This window comes from Pseudomonas sp. MCal1 (genome assembly GCF_026341415.1).
GTDB lineage: Bacteria > Pseudomonadota > Gammaproteobacteria > Pseudomonadales > Pseudomonadaceae > Aquipseudomonas.
In genome coordinates, this window is sequence record NZ_JAKUMP010000008.1 from 101,561 (window position 1) to 117,156 (window position 15,596).

Annotated in this window: 13 protein-coding genes; all 13 read right to left on the reverse strand. The window is 62.6% G+C overall.

From position 1 onward, the window contains the following. Positions 1–43 precede the first annotated feature (43 nt). Genes MKZ87_RS14830 through MKZ87_RS14890 form a run of 13 tightly spaced genes read right to left on the reverse strand, consistent with a single transcriptional unit; the run spans position 44 to position 15,295 of the window. Positions 44–1,963 (reverse strand): hypothetical protein, encoded by a 1,920-nt coding sequence (locus MKZ87_RS14830; protein ID WP_085704871.1) that lies wholly within the window; start codon positions 1,961–1,963, stop codon positions 44–46. Then, positions 1,960–3,279: a lipopolysaccharide biosynthesis protein gene (locus tag MKZ87_RS14835; protein ID WP_085704873.1), complete on the reverse strand. Its 1,320-nt coding sequence runs from the start codon at positions 3,277–3,279 to the stop codon at positions 1,960–1,962. The genes MKZ87_RS14830 and MKZ87_RS14835 overlap by 4 nt, the downstream gene beginning before the upstream one ends. Further along, positions 3,276–4,277 (reverse strand): polysaccharide deacetylase family protein, encoded by a 1,002-nt coding sequence (locus MKZ87_RS14840; RefSeq protein ID WP_085704875.1) that lies wholly within the window; start codon positions 4,275–4,277, stop codon positions 3,276–3,278. Before MKZ87_RS14840 ends, MKZ87_RS14835 begins: the two co-directional genes overlap by 4 nt. A gap of 13 nt (positions 4,278–4,290) precedes the next feature. Then, on the reverse strand, positions 4,291–5,427 hold the full coding sequence (locus MKZ87_RS14845; protein WP_085704877.1) for a glycosyltransferase: 1,137 nt from the start codon (positions 5,425–5,427) through the stop codon (positions 4,291–4,293). Further along, positions 5,420–6,388 carry a glycosyltransferase gene (locus tag MKZ87_RS14850; RefSeq protein ID WP_085698615.1) on the reverse strand — a complete coding sequence of 323 codons (969 nt, stop codon included), beginning with the start codon at positions 6,386–6,388 and terminating at the stop codon, positions 5,420–5,422. The genes MKZ87_RS14845 and MKZ87_RS14850 overlap by 8 nt, the downstream gene beginning before the upstream one ends. Next, complete coding sequence (locus tag MKZ87_RS14855) at positions 6,385–7,755, reverse strand: O-antigen ligase family protein (protein WP_085704880.1); 1,371 nt, start codon at positions 7,753–7,755, stop codon at positions 6,385–6,387. Before MKZ87_RS14855 ends, MKZ87_RS14850 begins: the two co-directional genes overlap by 4 nt. Next, the gene (locus MKZ87_RS14860; RefSeq protein ID WP_085704882.1) at positions 7,752–8,843 is read right to left on the reverse strand and encodes a glycosyltransferase family 4 protein; all 1,092 of its coding nucleotides are present in this window, start codon (positions 8,841–8,843) and stop codon (positions 7,752–7,754) included. The genes MKZ87_RS14855 and MKZ87_RS14860 overlap by 4 nt, the downstream gene beginning before the upstream one ends. Then, a complete protein-coding gene (locus MKZ87_RS14865) occupies positions 8,840–10,432 on the reverse strand; it encodes a GumC family protein (protein ID WP_085698618.1) in 1,593 nt (530 codons plus the stop codon). Before MKZ87_RS14865 ends, MKZ87_RS14860 begins: the two co-directional genes overlap by 4 nt. 17 nt (positions 10,433–10,449) lie before the next feature. After that, positions 10,450–11,475 carry a polysaccharide biosynthesis/export family protein gene (locus tag MKZ87_RS14870; protein WP_085698619.1) on the reverse strand — a complete coding sequence of 342 codons (1,026 nt, stop codon included), beginning with the start codon at positions 11,473–11,475 and terminating at the stop codon, positions 10,450–10,452. Between the two features lie 21 nt (positions 11,476–11,496). After that, positions 11,497–12,144, reverse strand: a complete 648-nt coding sequence (locus tag MKZ87_RS14875; RefSeq protein WP_085698620.1) for a CpsD/CapB family tyrosine-protein kinase — start codon at positions 12,142–12,144, stop codon at positions 11,497–11,499. Continuing rightward, positions 12,144–12,890, reverse strand: a complete 747-nt coding sequence (locus tag MKZ87_RS14880) for a sugar transferase (RefSeq protein ID WP_085698621.1) — start codon at positions 12,888–12,890, stop codon at positions 12,144–12,146. Before MKZ87_RS14880 ends, MKZ87_RS14875 begins: the two co-directional genes overlap by 1 nt. Positions 12,891–12,908: 18 nt before the next feature. Beyond that, entirely contained in the window at positions 12,909–13,946 is a 1,038-nt protein-coding gene (locus tag MKZ87_RS14885; RefSeq protein ID WP_085698622.1) for an NAD-dependent epimerase, read from the reverse strand. Continuing rightward, positions 13,943–15,295 (reverse strand): UDP-glucose dehydrogenase family protein, encoded by a 1,353-nt coding sequence (locus MKZ87_RS14890; protein WP_085698623.1) that lies wholly within the window; start codon positions 15,293–15,295, stop codon positions 13,943–13,945. The genes MKZ87_RS14885 and MKZ87_RS14890 overlap by 4 nt, the downstream gene beginning before the upstream one ends. Positions 15,296–15,596 lie beyond the last annotated feature (301 nt).

The window sequence follows — 15,596 nt, forward strand, 5'->3', positions numbered from 1 at the left end:
TCGCGCGGCCAGGGGCCAGCGCGGCCGGACATCAACAGGGCGGTCATGAGGCGCTCCAGCTCAGGGCAAACAGGGTCTGCCCGGGCAGCTCGAAGCGCACGCGACCGTCCTGACAGCGAAAAGGTGCGTCGCGACTGCGGTTGTCGGCGCCGAAATAACGCAGCGCGCCGTTGTTCAACGGGCATTTGGCACCCGCCAGATCGACACGCTGCAAACGCGTGCCTTTGTTCACGCCGAGCAGCCCGCGTTGATCGTCGCCGGCCATCGCCAGCACATCGACTTCGAACGCGTCGTTCTCCAGCCACAGCACGTTGTGCAGCCAATGCTGCTGAATGAACTGCTGGGCCAGGCCCACGGGTTTCAATTCGAAACGGTCATCGCCCAGCACCCGCAACATGCCTTTGGGGTACTGCGGCTCATCGGCGGCCTGGAACCAGTTGAGCAGGGTCAGCAAACCGTCCTGGGAGGCGTTGATCACCACCGAGGCCCACCACAGCGAAGTGAAATGGGTTTCCTGATCGTAGGGGCTCAGGCTCGAGCCGCTGGACAGATTGGTCTGGTCCAGCAACAAGGCCTTGCGCGGCTGACCCTTGGCGTCGAGGCCGACCAGATCCGCCGCCCGGCGCACGCTGTCGCGGTAGACGCGGGTGGCGAGCAGATCGCGAATCATCCACTCGTGCCAGGCCAGCGCATCGACCTGATCGGCGGACTCACTCAGCAGGCGCCGCGCCCAGTCGATGCCACGCTTGTTCGCCGCGTTGTCAGCGAACGGCCCGTTGACCAATCGCGAACTGGCCGGCATCGCAATACGCACACCGGCCTGGGCATTGGCCGGATCGCTGCGCACTTGCCGGGCCATGCTGGTGAAGATCGAACGGTATTGCTCGTAACTCGAATAATTCAGGTTGGGCTCGTCGGCGAACCCGATGTAGTGGGTGCCTTTACCGCCCAGCGCACGGGTGCCGGCGAGCCAGGCGTCGAGGCCGCTGTTGCTTTGCACGTCGGCGCGCAGATCGGCCTGACGTTGGCTGCCGGCGAGCAAGGTGATGTCCTGACGAATGCCGAAACGATCCTGATAGACCTGGCGAAACGCATCTTCGAAGTGCGGATTTTTCGCCGTCACGTCGACAAAACTGTAGTAACTGGCGGCTGTCGGTTTCAGCGCATCGAGCAGCGGATGACTGGCCGGCGGCGGCATCACGTAGGGCAGGGCGATGCCCAGATCCGGGGTACGGCCGAGGACTTTGTCGTGCAGGGTCAGGCGCGTCTGGCCGTCGTCTTCGCGCAGCGGTTTGAGCTGTTGCGGGGTCTGTGCAAACAGATTGGTCGTGCCATCGAGCCAGAACGCCGCTTTGCCACTGCCTTGCAGACGCAGGCGCCAGACCTGTTCGCGTTCGCTGACCGGCAACGCCACCTGATCAAACTGCCAATAGGCGCGATAGGGTTTGAGTGCCAATGACAGCTGTTGTCCATCGCCGATTCGCTGCGCTTGCAGGCCGCTGACACCGCCGTGGAACTTGCCCGCCAATATCGCATGCTCACCCGCAGCGACCTTGAAATACAGTTCATCGCCGTTACGGGTTTGCGCACTGAAATGCACCTTGGCCGGGGCGAACAGCGCCACGGTGTTTTCGTCGTGTTCGACCCGGTAAATGCGGAAGCTGTAGCCGGGGATTTCCAGCTGATAACTCGCGGCGCCCGGCGCCAATGGCCAGCTCTGACTGCCACGGGTTTCGCTGGCTTTTATGAAGCGGTCGCCCTGCAATTGGCCCCGGCCGTCGAGCAGGTAAATGTGCTCTTCGTTGGCCTGCGCCTGCCACGCCGGCGCCCAGCGCACGGTTACCGTATCGGGGCGATCGGCTTGCAGGTACAGGCTGCCGTCGCGAATGTCGCCCCAGCGCATCGACGCCGCGAAGGCGTCCAGCGACAGACCGAGACCGAGCAGCAGGGCCAGGCCTTTCATGCCGATTTCCGCTGTAAAAAGCGACGCTGCAACATCAGCCAAATCGGCGTGAGGTCGTTGGGCAGAATGATCAGGGTTTGCCAGAACGCCACGCCGCTCAACCGGCAGTACAACACCAGCATCGCCACAGTCACCGCCAGATAGGCAATCGACGAAGCCGCCGCCGCGCCGACGATGCCGTAGGCCGGAATCAGCAAAAGATTCAGCGCAAGGTTGAGCAGCGCGCCGATCCCCATCATCAACGACACCGTGCCGGGGCGATTCTTGCCGATCAGGTCCAGGCGCAGGATGCTCGCGTAGCACAGGCCCAGCAGCCCCGGCAGCAACGCCAGCAGCGCCGGATACGCCGGTTGGTAGGCGACCCCGAACAGGGTGACGATCAGCCATTCGCCGATCACGGCCATGGTCAGGCAGGCGCCGAGCATCACCGTGGCGGTCAGGCGCAGGGCCAGCGGGGTGACCTTGTCCATGCCTTCGTCCTGTTGCAGCAGGCGTTTCATCAGCGGCGTGGTCACCGCTTCCGGGACGATCAGCAGCAACTCGGCGGCGGCGCTGGCCATCGCGTAATGCCCGAGGGCGGTGCTGCCGAGCAGGGCGCCGATGAACAGGTAATCGGAACGCAGGATCACCTGCTGGAACAGCAGATCGGGATGGCTGCGCGCACTGAAGCGCAGCAGTTCGTTCTGGCTGGCGCGGTCCCATTGCAGCTGCAACGGCTGCGCGCGTTTGAGCCACAGCCAGCCGACCAGTACCACCAGACTGATGCCGGCCAGCCAACTGATCAGCGCCGCTTCAAGCGCCGCTTCTTTCCACATCCAGAACAGCGCGAGAAACAGCAGCAGCGGCGCCAACGATTCCACCAGGCGCAAGGCATTGAACGCGACCACCCCGCCGGACGCATTGTGCAAGGTCAGCAAGCCGCTTTTGAGTACGGTCAACGGCACCGCCAACAGCAACAGCCACGCCAGCAGACCGAGTTGCATGGTCACGTCCAGTTCACTGCCGAACTCGCGCACCAGCGCCACCACCAGCAAGGTCAACAAACCCGCGAGCAAGCAACCGAACACCAGCACCTGAGCCAGCAGCAACCCCATCGGCCGTTGCTTGGCCGCCTGATAACCGACCGCCGAATTAAGACCGCCGCTGGTGGCCGCGCTGATCAGATCGGGCAGGGTGCTGAGCAGGGCGAACAGGCCCCGTTCGCTGGGGCCGAGGATCCGCGCCAGCAGCACATTCCTCAGCAGACGCAGGCCGATCATCGCCAGTTTGGTGCCCATGCTCAGCGCCAGGTGCTTGAGGTAATTGCCTCGACTCATGGCCGCGCCCCGCGATAGATCCGCCACGACAGCAGTTCCGGATTGCGCGCGGTGCGCTGGCTGACGCCGAAGCGCGGCAGGTTCAGCGGATCACTGTTGCCACGATAAATGCCGCTGCCGGTGCCGAGCGCGAACGGGTAATCGTGACTGGCAATCTGTTCGCGAACCCGTGCGTCGTTGTCACCGTTGGGGTAGCAATACACCGGCAATGGCCGGTTGCAGCCATTGAGCAGGGCATCGCGGCTGCGACTGATTTCTTCGCCCAGGCGCACATCGTCAAGGCCGGTGAGGATGGCGTGACTGGCGCCGTGGGGGCCGAAACGCACCAGGCCTGAAGACTCCATCAAACGCACCTGATGCCAGTCCAGCGCCTGGGGTTGCGACTCTTGCGGGCACTGGTCGGTCAGGTGTTCGAGCATCATCGGGTCAAGTGCCTTAAGCCCTTGCAGGTAATGCAACAGAGTCAGACTGCGCCGATCCACGTCGATGTCGTCCAGCAGTACTGGCAACGGCTGGCCGATCGATCGCAGGCATTCGATCAGATGCGTGCGGGCTTTTTCGCCATGGCTGCCCCACAGGGTTTCGCCGATGCTTTCCCACCAGAAACGCTGTCGGCTGCCGATGAAATCGGTGGAGAGAAAAATGCTCGCCGGCACCTGATGTTTCTGTAGCAGCGCGAAGGCGTTGGCGGCGTTGTCGCGCCAGCCGTCGTCGAAGGTCAGCGCCACTTGCGGACGCTCGGTGCGCAAGGCGTTGGGCTGCAGGATCTCCATCAGCGGCACGCAATCGAAATGCCTGCGCAGCCACACCAGCAAATGTTCGAAGGCCTTGGGCCCGACGCACAGTTCGTTGCGGTGCGGCAGGTCGGCGGCGCGGTCGTTGGACAGCACCCGGTGCAACATCAGGATCACGCCGGCGCCGTGCAACTGGTTTCGTCCCACGGACGAGTTGAGATAGAGCCAGCCGCTGGTGCGTTTAATCAGTTGTTTGATCGCCATGGCACTGTCCCTCTCAACGGTTTTGGTCAGGGTTCCACTGGGCGTAACGCTGGCCGCGCAGGAACTGCCACAGGCCGATACTCATGCCCGCCAGTGTCACCAGCAGGAATGCCGCAAGGCGAAACGGTTTGGGCAAGCGGTGTTGCGAATCCAGCAGGCCAGCAATCGCGATGGCGTAGCCGACCAGTTGCGCGATCAGGCAGAGGCGATAGAAACCGTGCTCTTCCCACAGCCATAAATTGCTCAGCAGCAGTGGCAGCAACAGGATCGGCGCCAGGCGGCGGATCAACTTGTGGCTGATCAACGCAATCGAATACAGCCCATGCTTGAACGGATTGAGCAGTTCACTGCGTTGCGCCAGGCTTTGCAGGCCACCGACAGTGACCCGCTGGCGACGGCGAAACTGCTTGTCGGCTTCATCCACGCCGTGGTCGATCACTTGCGCTTCGGGCACGTAGACGATGCGTTTGAATTTCACCGGCGCGCAGGTGCTGATGAAGAAATCGTCGTTGACCTCCGCCGGTACGTTCTCGAACAGTTCGCGGCGCAGGGCGAGCAGGGCGCCGTCGGCGGAGACCATGCAACCGGTGCGATTCTCGACCCGGCGCAACCAGCCCTCGTAATGCCGGTACAGGCTGTCACCGACGCTCAAGCCGCCACCGGTAACCGGGATCACCATGTGCCCGGCGCAAGCGCCGACTTGCGGATCGCTCAGGGGCGCCAGCAGGTAGCCGAGGGTTTCCCGCGACCATTGGTTGTCGGCGTCGGTGAACACCAGAATGTCGCCCGTGGCCAGCGCTGTACCGGCATTCAGCGTGGCAGCCTTGCCCTGGCGGGGCAGGTCGAGCACGGTGATTCGCGGGTCGACGACTTTGTGCGCGCAGGCCACGGTGTCGTCGGTGGATCCGTCGCTGGCCAGAATGATTTGCAGGGAGGCCGGCTGATAGTCCTGCGACAGCAGCGAGCGCAGCTTGTGTTCGATGTGCCGCGCCTCGTTGTGGGCGGCGATAACGATGCTGATGTTCAGCGGCGGTGCCGGGCTGTGGCGCCACGCCGGGAACAGCGGCGCGAGCAGCGTCAGCAGCAGTGGATAGCCGACATAGGCGTACACCGGCAGCAGCAGGCACATCCAGAAAATGAATTCAGCCACGGGCAGGCCTCCTGGCGTTCCAATGACACAGACTGAGAATGAACGCGGCGCCCGCCAGGTGCAGGCGCATCCAGTGCAGGCCCCACAGTTGCAGGGTGAAACCGAGGTCATGTTGCCGGTGGCTCTGGCGCACGCTGAGTAACAGCCCCGGAAGCAGCGTCAGCATCACCATGACCGCGGCGTGATGGGGGAAACCGTCGAGCAGGGCGGATATCGCCAGAAAATCGAGAATCCAGACCAGGATCGACAGCATCGGAAACCGCAGCAGGCGCAGGCTGAAACCGTGGGTACGGAGCAATTGCAAATGACTGCCCTGACGCCACAGTTCCTTGCCCATCCATTCGCGCCAGTTCATTTCATAGCCCCAGTGCAGCGCGACGTTTTCATTGATCGACAGCAGCCGCGCGCCGTGTTCGTGCAGGCGCAGGGTGAATTCCTTGTCTTCGCCGGTGCGCAGGTTTTCATTGAAACCGCCGACCTTGTCGAACCAGCGCCGGCGCAGCAGCAGGTTGGCACTGGGCAGCCAGTCGACGACATGGCTGGTGTGCGTGGTCGGGCGCAAGGTACGGCGCTGCCACGCGGTGGCGTACCACGGCGCGGCGGCGGGCGTGTGCAGATCGAGACCGAAGACGTCGGCCTGGCCGCTGGCTTCGATGTCGAACAACGGCCGCAGCCAGTCTTCCGGCATCTCGATATCGGCGTCGATGAACGCCAGCCATTCCCCGGTGGCAATGGCCGTGCCGCGATTGCGCAACGCGCCGATCAGCAGTCCCGGCATTACCAGCACCTGGGCGCCGAACTGCCGGGCGATCTGCGGGCCGTCGTCGCTGGAGCCGTTGTCGACCACGATCAGCTCGCATTCGACATCGGCGGCGTGGGCGGCTTTCTGCGCGGCCAGCAGGGTGCGACCAATGTGCCGCGCCTCGTTGAACATCGGGATGACAATACTGATCCGGCTCATGCTTTGGCCTCCGTCATTGGCGCCTGCTCGGCTTTCAGGCGCAGGACGCTGGTCAGCGCGAGCATGATCCACAGGTATTTCTGGTTCGGCGCGCTGAGGAACATCAGGAACAGCGTCAGCGACAGGAAACTCACCCCGAGGTGGGTCATCAGATCCGCCTGTTGCCAGTTGCGCCGCTGCATCCATTCCTTGCGTGCCCGCATCAGGTTGTACAGGCCCAGCGCGAGCATGCCGACGAACATCAGACCGGCGGGAACCCCCAGTTCACTGAAGATTTCCAGGTAGGTGTTGTGCGCCCGACGGTACAGATCGCCGATCTTGCGGTTCGCGGAAAACGCCTTGGCATAGCCGGTGGTGGCGTAGTGCAGGGGGAAGGTGCCGGGGCCGGAACCGAGCAGCGGGTTCTCGCGCATCATCTGGCCGCCGACCACGATGTATGAGGCACGGCGACCGAGGGATTCATCGTTGTGCCCCTTGGCGCCGGCGCTCAACACGCTGAGGGACTGGATGCGCGCGATGTAACCGGCAGGCATCGCATAGATCGCCAGCGGAATCACGATCGCCGCGCCGAGCATGGCAAAGCCCAGGTGACGGGGACGAATGCGCGTCAGTTGTGCGCGGTAGTGCCAGCAACCGATCACCAGACTCAAGGCCAGCACCACCAGCCCGGAGCGCGATTCGGTCTTGGTCATGCCGCCGAGCAGCAGCAGGCAGCAACCGCCCCAGAACAGCCGATGCAGCAAGTTCGGGCTGCGGATCACCAGCAGCAGCCCCAATGGAATGGCAAACGCGATCAGCAGGGCGAAGGCGTTGGGGTCTTCGAGCAGGCCGGCGGCGCGGCCCTGATCCTGGAATTTGGTGGAGAACATGGCCATGGCGCAGGTCATGCTGACGGCCAGGGTCACCAGCCGGGCGAACAGGTCAAGGTTCAGCTCGCGGCCGATCAGCAGGGTGATGACAAACAGGATCAGGCCGACGCTGATCTCCCGCAGGTGGCCGAGCGACATGCCCATGTCATCGGTGTCGAGCAGGCTCAGAAAGTACAGGGTCATGAAGGCGATCAGAAAGCGCCAGATATTGCTGCGCAGACGATCCGAGGGAATCTGGTGCATCGCCAGTTGCAGCATCAGGATCACCGCCAGCGAAGCGCCGATCAGTTTGCTGCCGGACAGTGAGCTGTCCTTGAAGAAACCCTCGAACGGTACCAGGGCGGCAATGCCGAGCAGGCCCCAGGTCGGTTTGCGGTACAACACCGCGAACCCCACCAGGCCGAGCACGGCGCCCGGCGCGAGATAGGGCCAGGGGCTGGCCAGCAGAGCGATGCAGACCAGGCCCAGCAGACTGACGATCGAGAGCGGGAAAATCATGCGCGTGCCTCCCGTGCCGTGCGGATGTACAGCTGCGACCAGCGTTCGGCCAGGGCCTTGAGGTCGTAGCGGTCCTGTTGCGTGCGTTTTGCGTTGTCGCGCAGTTGCCGCGCCAGGCCTGGCTCGGACAGCAACGTGTCGAGCTGGCGGGCGAGGGCGGCGCTATCGGTCGGGGCAGCGAGCAAACCGTTGTGGCGGTTCTCCAGCACGTCGGGAATTCCGCCGACGCCGAATGCCACGACCGGCACCCCGGCCTGCATCGCTTCCAGCAGAATCATCGGCGTGCCTTCGGTGCGCGAGCTGATCACCAGCGCATCGAGTTGCTGCCACCAATGCCGCATGTCGGTCTGATAACCCGGCAAGCGGATGCGCTGTTGCAAACCGGCGGCGTCGATTCGCGCCTGCAAGTCTTTGCGTTCCGGGCCGTCGCCGAGCATCACCGCATCGAGTTGCGGGTGTTGGTGACACAGCGGAATCAGCGCGTCGAGAAACAGATCCGGGCCTTTTTCACTGCTCAGACGCCCGACGTAACCGGCGAGCCAGCGTTGCCGGGGCGCTTCGGAAAGCAGCGCGGCGGCTGCCGGCAGACCGTTGGGAATCACCTGCAACTTCTCCGCGCGCACGCTGGCCTGACGGTGCAACTGCGCGATGCTTTCGGCGACGCACACCACCCGATCCACCGACGCCGTGCGGCACAGTTGCAGGCTCAGCCAGGTGTAGAACTTTTGCTTGCGGCTGCGCGGGGTGAAGCCGTGTTGGGTGATCACCAGTGGCAGGCGCAACAGCGTGGCGCCGACCCAGCCGAACAACAGGCCTTTGAAATTGTGAGTGTTGATCAACGGACGTTCACCGCGCCGCTGACGCAAGTGCCGCAGCAGGGCAGCGAGCCCTGCGCAGCCTTGTGCATCGACGCCGGCTTCGCGAAAGCGCGCGATCAGTTCCGGCGGCGCATCGAGGAACAGCACCTGGTGCTGCCCCGGCGTCGCCAGGCAATGATCGAGCAACATCCGCTCGGCCCCGTAGAACCCGCCGCTGCTGAGCAAATGCACGATCGGCAGGGCGGCGTTCGGGGTGGCGGGCGTGTTCAATTGCGCACCCAGTGCACGAAGCTTGGCACGGTCCAGTTCTTGTGCGGATTGCTCGGCTGCGCGTTCTGATCGTTGATCACCAGCAGCACCGGCAGGCCCAGTTCGTGGCTGATTTGCGCCGGGTGTTTGAAGCGGTGGTCGAAGAACTCACGCACGTAGACCAGTGCAATCGCCAGCAACAGGCCGGTGAACAAACCGAACGGAATGATCAGCATCGGTTTGGGAAACGCTGCTTCGGTCGGCTCGAACGGCGGGCTCAACACCCGGGCGTTGGACAAGTCGTCGCTCAGCGAGCGGGTGGTGCTGCTTTCGGCAAAGCGCTGGGCGTAGGTCGAGAACGCGGCGTGCAGGGCATCGATTTCAGTGTCCATCTGCCGCAGCTTGCTCTGGGTCTGCTGCAACTCATGGATACGCGCCTTGAAGTCGGCGATGCGCGCGGTTTTCTGATCGATTACTTGCTGGACCACCGCCAGGTCGTTGGTGCGTTCCTGGATGCGGTTACTCACCACTTTGAGGAACTGCTGACGGGTGCGGGCAATCTGTTCGCGGGTCAGCAGCATCGGTTCGCTGCCGGGCTGGAACACCGCCAGATCGTTCATGTAGCGGCTGACCTGGGTGGTCAGTTGCTCGCCCATCTGTTTGATTTCCCGGTCCTCGAACGCCACGTTGTCGACGGTGGTGGTGAAGGTGTAGGGGAAGGTGTAGTCGTTGAGTTTGCTGTTGCTGGCGGCGGCCAGCGCGGTCTTCAGGTACTCGAGCCAGCGCTGGCTCTGCAGCAGGCGGTCGCGGTACAGGTTCAGCGCCTGCTCTTCGGTGTTGATCGCGTTGAGGCGGAAGGTGATTTCCTCCTTCGGATCCGACGCGCCAACGCTTTCCAGCAGCGCCTGACGATTGCCTTCCAGTCCATCGAGGCGCACCTGATACAGATGCTTCTTGGTTTCGTAGAAGGACTGCGGCAGATCGATCGATTGCAGCGCCTGACGGCTCACCAGGTAGTTTTGCAGCAGGGCAGAGACGAAGTTCGTGCCTTGATGCGGATCGGGGAAGCTGTAGACGATCGAGATCACGTTGGAGCCGGGCAGGGTCTCGATTTTCAGGCTGTCGATGGCTTGCTGGGTCAGCGCATCGAGCGCGGTGTCGCGCACCGGATCGGTTTCAAGCCCGAGGGTGTTGCGCACCGGGTTGATCACGTACTGGCGCAGCGGCGAGCTGATGTAGCGCTTGAACGGTTCGCCCACCAATTTGCTGAACAGGCCCGGCGACGGAGTGTATTCGCCCTTGTCGCGCAGCTCGCTGATGGTCTGACGGATCAGCGCCGGCGAGCGCAGGATATTGCTCTCGGTTTCCATGTCCGCCAGCGACGGCGGGATGAAGGTGGCGTTGTCCACGGTCAGCGACGTGGTGGCGTCGCCCTGTGAAAGTTTTTTCGACTGCACGATCACTTGAGCGGTGATATCGAAGCTCTGTTTGAGCAGCAGCGGCAGCACCAGGGCGATCACTGCAAAGATCAGGAAGACGCGCTTCACCAGCTGCTTGTTGGCGAAGAAGATCCTGAAGAACTCATGCAGGTAGTTTTCCTTTGGATTCATGGTCGGTCACCTGAGAGTCAGTTGTTGTTGCTGTCTTTGTTGTCGACGCGGTAGCCGAAGCTGAAGCCCACGCCCTGGAATAGCACCACGTCGGCCAGTTGCCGGGCGAGTTCGCCGGCGCTGGCCAGTTTGGTTTTCGGCACGTACAGCATGTCGTCCGGTTGCAGGTAGGCGATTTGCGGCGCCTCGCCCGACAACGCTTTCTCGACGTCATAACGCACGGCCTGCACCTGATTGCCGTTGCGCCGCATGATCACCACCGAATCGAGCCGCGCCTTGACGTTGGTGCCGCGCGCCAGGGTCAGCGCCTCAAGCACCGACACTGGCCGGCGGATCGGGTAGGAGCCCGGCTGACCGACTTCGCCCAGCACGTAGATCTCGTTGCCGGCGGTGGACTTGAGCAGCACGTCCACGGTCATCCGGCCCGGCAGTTGCGCGTACTTCTTGTTGAGGAAGGTTTCGAGCTGGTTGACGGTCATGCCTTGCAGCGGCACCGCGCCGATTTCCGGGAAGCTCGCGTAACCGTCGGTGCCGACGGTGATCTCGCGGCTCATGCCGGTGGCCGGGTGGTTGAGGGCGTTTTTCAGATTCTGCTCGTTGGTCAGCGGGCTGATGATCTGCACCGTCAACTGATTGCGGTTGGGCTGGAACAGCTGTTTGCGTTGGTAGGCGCGCTGGATTTCCTGGCGCGCTTCGTCGCTGGTCAGCCCGGCGATTTTCACCGAAGTGTTGGCGCCCGGCAGTTCGATGGTGCCGTCCGGCAGCACCAACTGGTTGCCGTTGAGCTGACTGGCGGCGGTGAAGTTCAGGCCGATCTGGTCACCCGACTGCACGCGGTAGGCGTCCGAGCCGCTGGTGCTGATGTGGAAGATCACGTCCAGCACGTCTTGCGGGCGCAGGGTCTGTTCGACCTTGGGCATGTCGGTGGCCTGGGCGTTGGCCGGGGTGGCGGTGAGAATATTCACCGGCATGTTCTGGGTTTCGGAAGTGCTTGAGCAACCTGCAAGCGGCAGCATCAGCAGAACCAGTATCTTGGCGTTCATGGCGTCATCCCTCGCGGTTGCTTACAGGTTTTTGTACAGCCATTTGGGCATGTAGTACTTGCGCCGGTTGAACACGCTGCCGACCACTTTCGCCCCGGCCTGGGTCAACCGCTGCACCGCCGCTTGCGCGACTTCCCAGCGGGTGTCTTCGGCCCGTACCACGAACACCACGCCGTCGACCTGGGTGCTGATGACCAGCGTGTCGGCAGCCGAATACACCGCGTCGCCGTCGATCACCACAAAGCGGTACTGGCTGCCCAGTTGATCGAGCAACGGGCTCAGGCGCTCGGCGGTCAGGTGTTCCATGGTGCGGATCGGCCGGCCGTTGGGCAGCACGTGGAACGGCAGGCTCGACACCTGCACCACGCAGTCCTGCAACAGCGGCGGATTGTCCGGATTGAACAGCAGGTCGCGCAGGCCGCGCTCCTTGCTCAGGTTCAGTTGCTGGGTCAGGTTGCTCGCCGACTGGCTGGCGTCGACGTACAGCACTTGGCCGCTGCTCATTTGCGCCAGTTGACTGGCCAGCGCCAGCGCGCTGGTGGTGGTGCCGGCGCCGGGATTGGCGGCGGTCAGGAACAGGATCCGCAGATCCAGGTCCAGCACGGTCGAAGTCAGGTTCGACTCGCTGGGGCTGGCAATGCTCAGGCTTTTGTTGGTTGAACCGTCCATTAGCTTGCTCCGTGGCCGCTGAATACTTTGAAGGGGGTTTTCAACAGAATCTTCAGATCAAGCAAAAGGCTCTGCTCGGCGATATAGCTGAGGTCCAACTCAACGCGCTGGTCGAAGTCGATGTTGCTGCGTCCGGAGATCTGCCACAGGCCGGTCATGCCGGGGTAGATCGCCAGACGAGCGAGGTGACTGTCCTTGTAGCGGTAGGCGTTGAACGAGGTCGGGCGAGGGCCGACCAGACGCATGTCGCCGGTCACTACATTGATCAGGTTGGGCAATTCATCGAGGCTGGTACGCCGCAGGAAACCGCCGATCCCGGTGATGCGCGGGTCCTTGTCGATCTTGAAATCGATGGCGTCGGCACCGTGCTTGTTCAGATGGCGCAGCGACTCCTTGAGCTCTTCGGCGTTGGCGACCATGGTCCGGAACTTGTACATGCCGAACTTGCGGCCGCGGTAGCCGGTGCGTTTCTGCACGAACATCACCGGGCCTTTGCTGGTGAACTTGATGGCCAGCGCCAGACCGATCAGCAGCGGCGAAATCAGCAGCAGAATCATCAGTGCGCCGAGGCAGGCCACCACCCGGTTGGTGCGCGACAGTTGCCACGGCCGGCCACCTTCGCGACCGGTCACCCAGCCCTGGCCCTGACGATGGATCGCCGCGTCGAGGCGCATTCGCTGTTCCGGATCCATGCGTTTGTCACGCACCAGATGTTGGATCGGTACACCTTTTTCATGTCCAGTCATGGAGTCCTCCGCTGATGGTCAGCCGCGTGCGGCGCGTGGGCGATAGGCAGTGGGGTAGTAATCGCGGAACCAGGCGATGAACCGCCCCAGTCCCTCATCCAGCTCGATCCGGGGCTGAAACCCGGTGGCCTGGGCCAGATCGCCGGCCTCGGCGCAGGTGTTGAGCACGTCGCCCGGTTGCAGCGGCAGCAGCTCGACCACGGCTTTCTGGCCGAGGTGCTTTTCCAGCAGGGCGAGGTAGGTCTTCAGCTCGACCGGGTGCTGGCCGCCGATGTTGAACAGGCGCCACGGGGCCATGCTGCTGGCCGGGTCGGGCTGTTCGCGGTTCCACTCGGGATTGGCCCGGGGCGCGCGCTCGATCAGGCGTGCGATGCTTTCGATGATGTCGTCGATGTAGGTGAAATCACGCTGATGCTCGCCGTAGTTGAACAGCTTCAGCGGCGAGCCTTCACTGATGGCCCTGGCGAACTGGATCGGCGACATGTCCGGCCGGCCCCAGGGCCCGTACACCGTGAAAAACCGCAGCCCGGTGCAGGCGATGCCGAACAGATGGCTGTAACTGTGGGCCATCAATTCATTGGCTTTCTTGGTCGCGGCGTACAGCGACAGCGGGTGATTGACGCCGTCCTGTACCGAGTAAGGCGTGTGCTGGTTGGCGCCGTATACCGAACTGGACGAGGCGTAGATCAGGTGCTCGACCGGGTGCCGGCGGCAGCACTCCAGGATGTTCAGGAAACCGTCGAGGTTGCTGTCCAGATAGGCCCGTGGATTTTCCAGCGAATAACGCACCCCGGCCTGCGCCGCGAGGTGGACCACGACTTGCGGCCGTTCGCTTGCGAACAACGCTTGCAGAGCCGACGCGTCCGCCAGATCGATCATGGCGAGCTGAAAGTCGCCGATCTGCTCGCGCACCCAATCCACCCGATCGTGCTTGAGCTGCGGATCGTAGTAGCCGTTGAAGTTGTCCAGGCCGATCACCTGATGGCCGTCGCGCACCAGCCGCAGTACGCAATGAGCACCAATGAACCCGGCCGCACCGGTGACGAGGATTTTCATGGCCGCAACCCGTCAGGCGCGATGTGGCGCAGACCGATGCCGCTGTAGTGCAGGCCGGCGGCTGCGACTTGTTCCGGGTTGTAGAGGTTGCGCCCATCGATGATGACTTTCGAGCGCAGCTTGCTGGCCAGCAGCTCGAAATCCACCACGCGGAAATTCTTCCACTCGGTGCAGATCACCAGTGCGTCGGCGTCTTCCAGGGTGTCGTCGCGGGTGGCGCACAGGTGCAGGTCATTGCGGTAACCGTAAATGCGCCGGCATTCGGACATCGCTTCCGGATCGTAGGCCTGCACGCTGGCGCCTTCGGCCCACAGCGCATCCATCAGATAACGGCTGGGGGCTTCGCGCATGTCATCGGTGTTCGGCTTGAACGCCAAACCCCAGATCGCGATCGACTTGCCGGCCAGGCCTTGAGGGAATTGCGCCTTGAGCTTGCTGAACAGGATGTGCCGCTGGCTGTCGTTGACGTCGGTGACGCTGCGCAGCAGTTTGAGCGGCATGCCGTTGTGTTCGGCGGTGTGAAGCAGGGCGCGCAGGTCCTTGGGAAAGCACGAACCGCCAAAACCGCAGCCGGGGTAGATAAAGTGATAGCCGATGCGCGGGTCGGAACCGATGCCCTTGCGCACCGCTTCGATATCGGCGCCGAGCAGTTCGGTGAGGTTGGCCAGCTCGTTCATGAAGCTGATGCGGGTGGCGAGCATCGCGTTGGCCGCGTACTTGGTCAGCTCGGCGCTGCGGTTGTCCATGAACATCAGTTTTTCGTGGTTACGGCAGAACGGCGCGTACAGCTCGCTCATTTGCTCGCGGGCCAAATCGTCGCGGGTGCCGACGATGATCCGGTCCGGACGCATGCAGTCGGCGAGGGCACTGCCTTCCTTGAGAAATTCGGGGTTGGACACCACTCGCACCGCCAGAGCGCTTTTGCCGCGCCGTTGCAGTTCTTCTTCAGCGGTGTGCAGCACCTGATCCGCCGTGCCGACCGGCACCGTGGATTTGATGATCAGCGTGCGATCGTCCTCCATGAAGCTTGCGATCTGCCGTGCCACGTTGAGCACATGGCTGAGGTCGGCGGAACCGTCTTCGTCGGCTGGCGTGCCCACGGCGATGAAGATCAGTCCGGCATGTTCCACCGCATCGCTGGCCTGGGTGCTGAATAACAAACGCCCGGCCTTGATGTTTTCTTCCAAAGTTGCCGAGAGACCCGGTTCGCTAATAGGCGGTACTGCCTGTTGCAGTTGTTTAATTTTGTTCGGGTCAATATCGACGCACAATACGCGATGTCCGACATCGGCAAGTGCGGCTGCTTGTATCAGGCCAACATAGCCCGTACCAAATACGCTCACGTCCATATTGGCGTGCCTCGTAAGACGGTGATGGAAGATCGAAATTGAACTGTCAAAAGGGGTATAGCGCAGCGTGGGAAAAGCGTGTCAGCAAAATGACATGTTGCAGGTGTATAACACCCCCAAATTTGGGGGCGAATGGCCATCAAGTGCTTGCTGTAGATGGATTTGTCCCGTCCTTGACATGTTTTTCACAATTCGAAGAAAACGATAAACGGTCGTAGGCCGCGAAATTCAAGGGTTTTAACGACTTGGGTGTGTCAGATTTGAGTCAACAGTTTTTTGACGCTTTTTGATTATGTCCGAC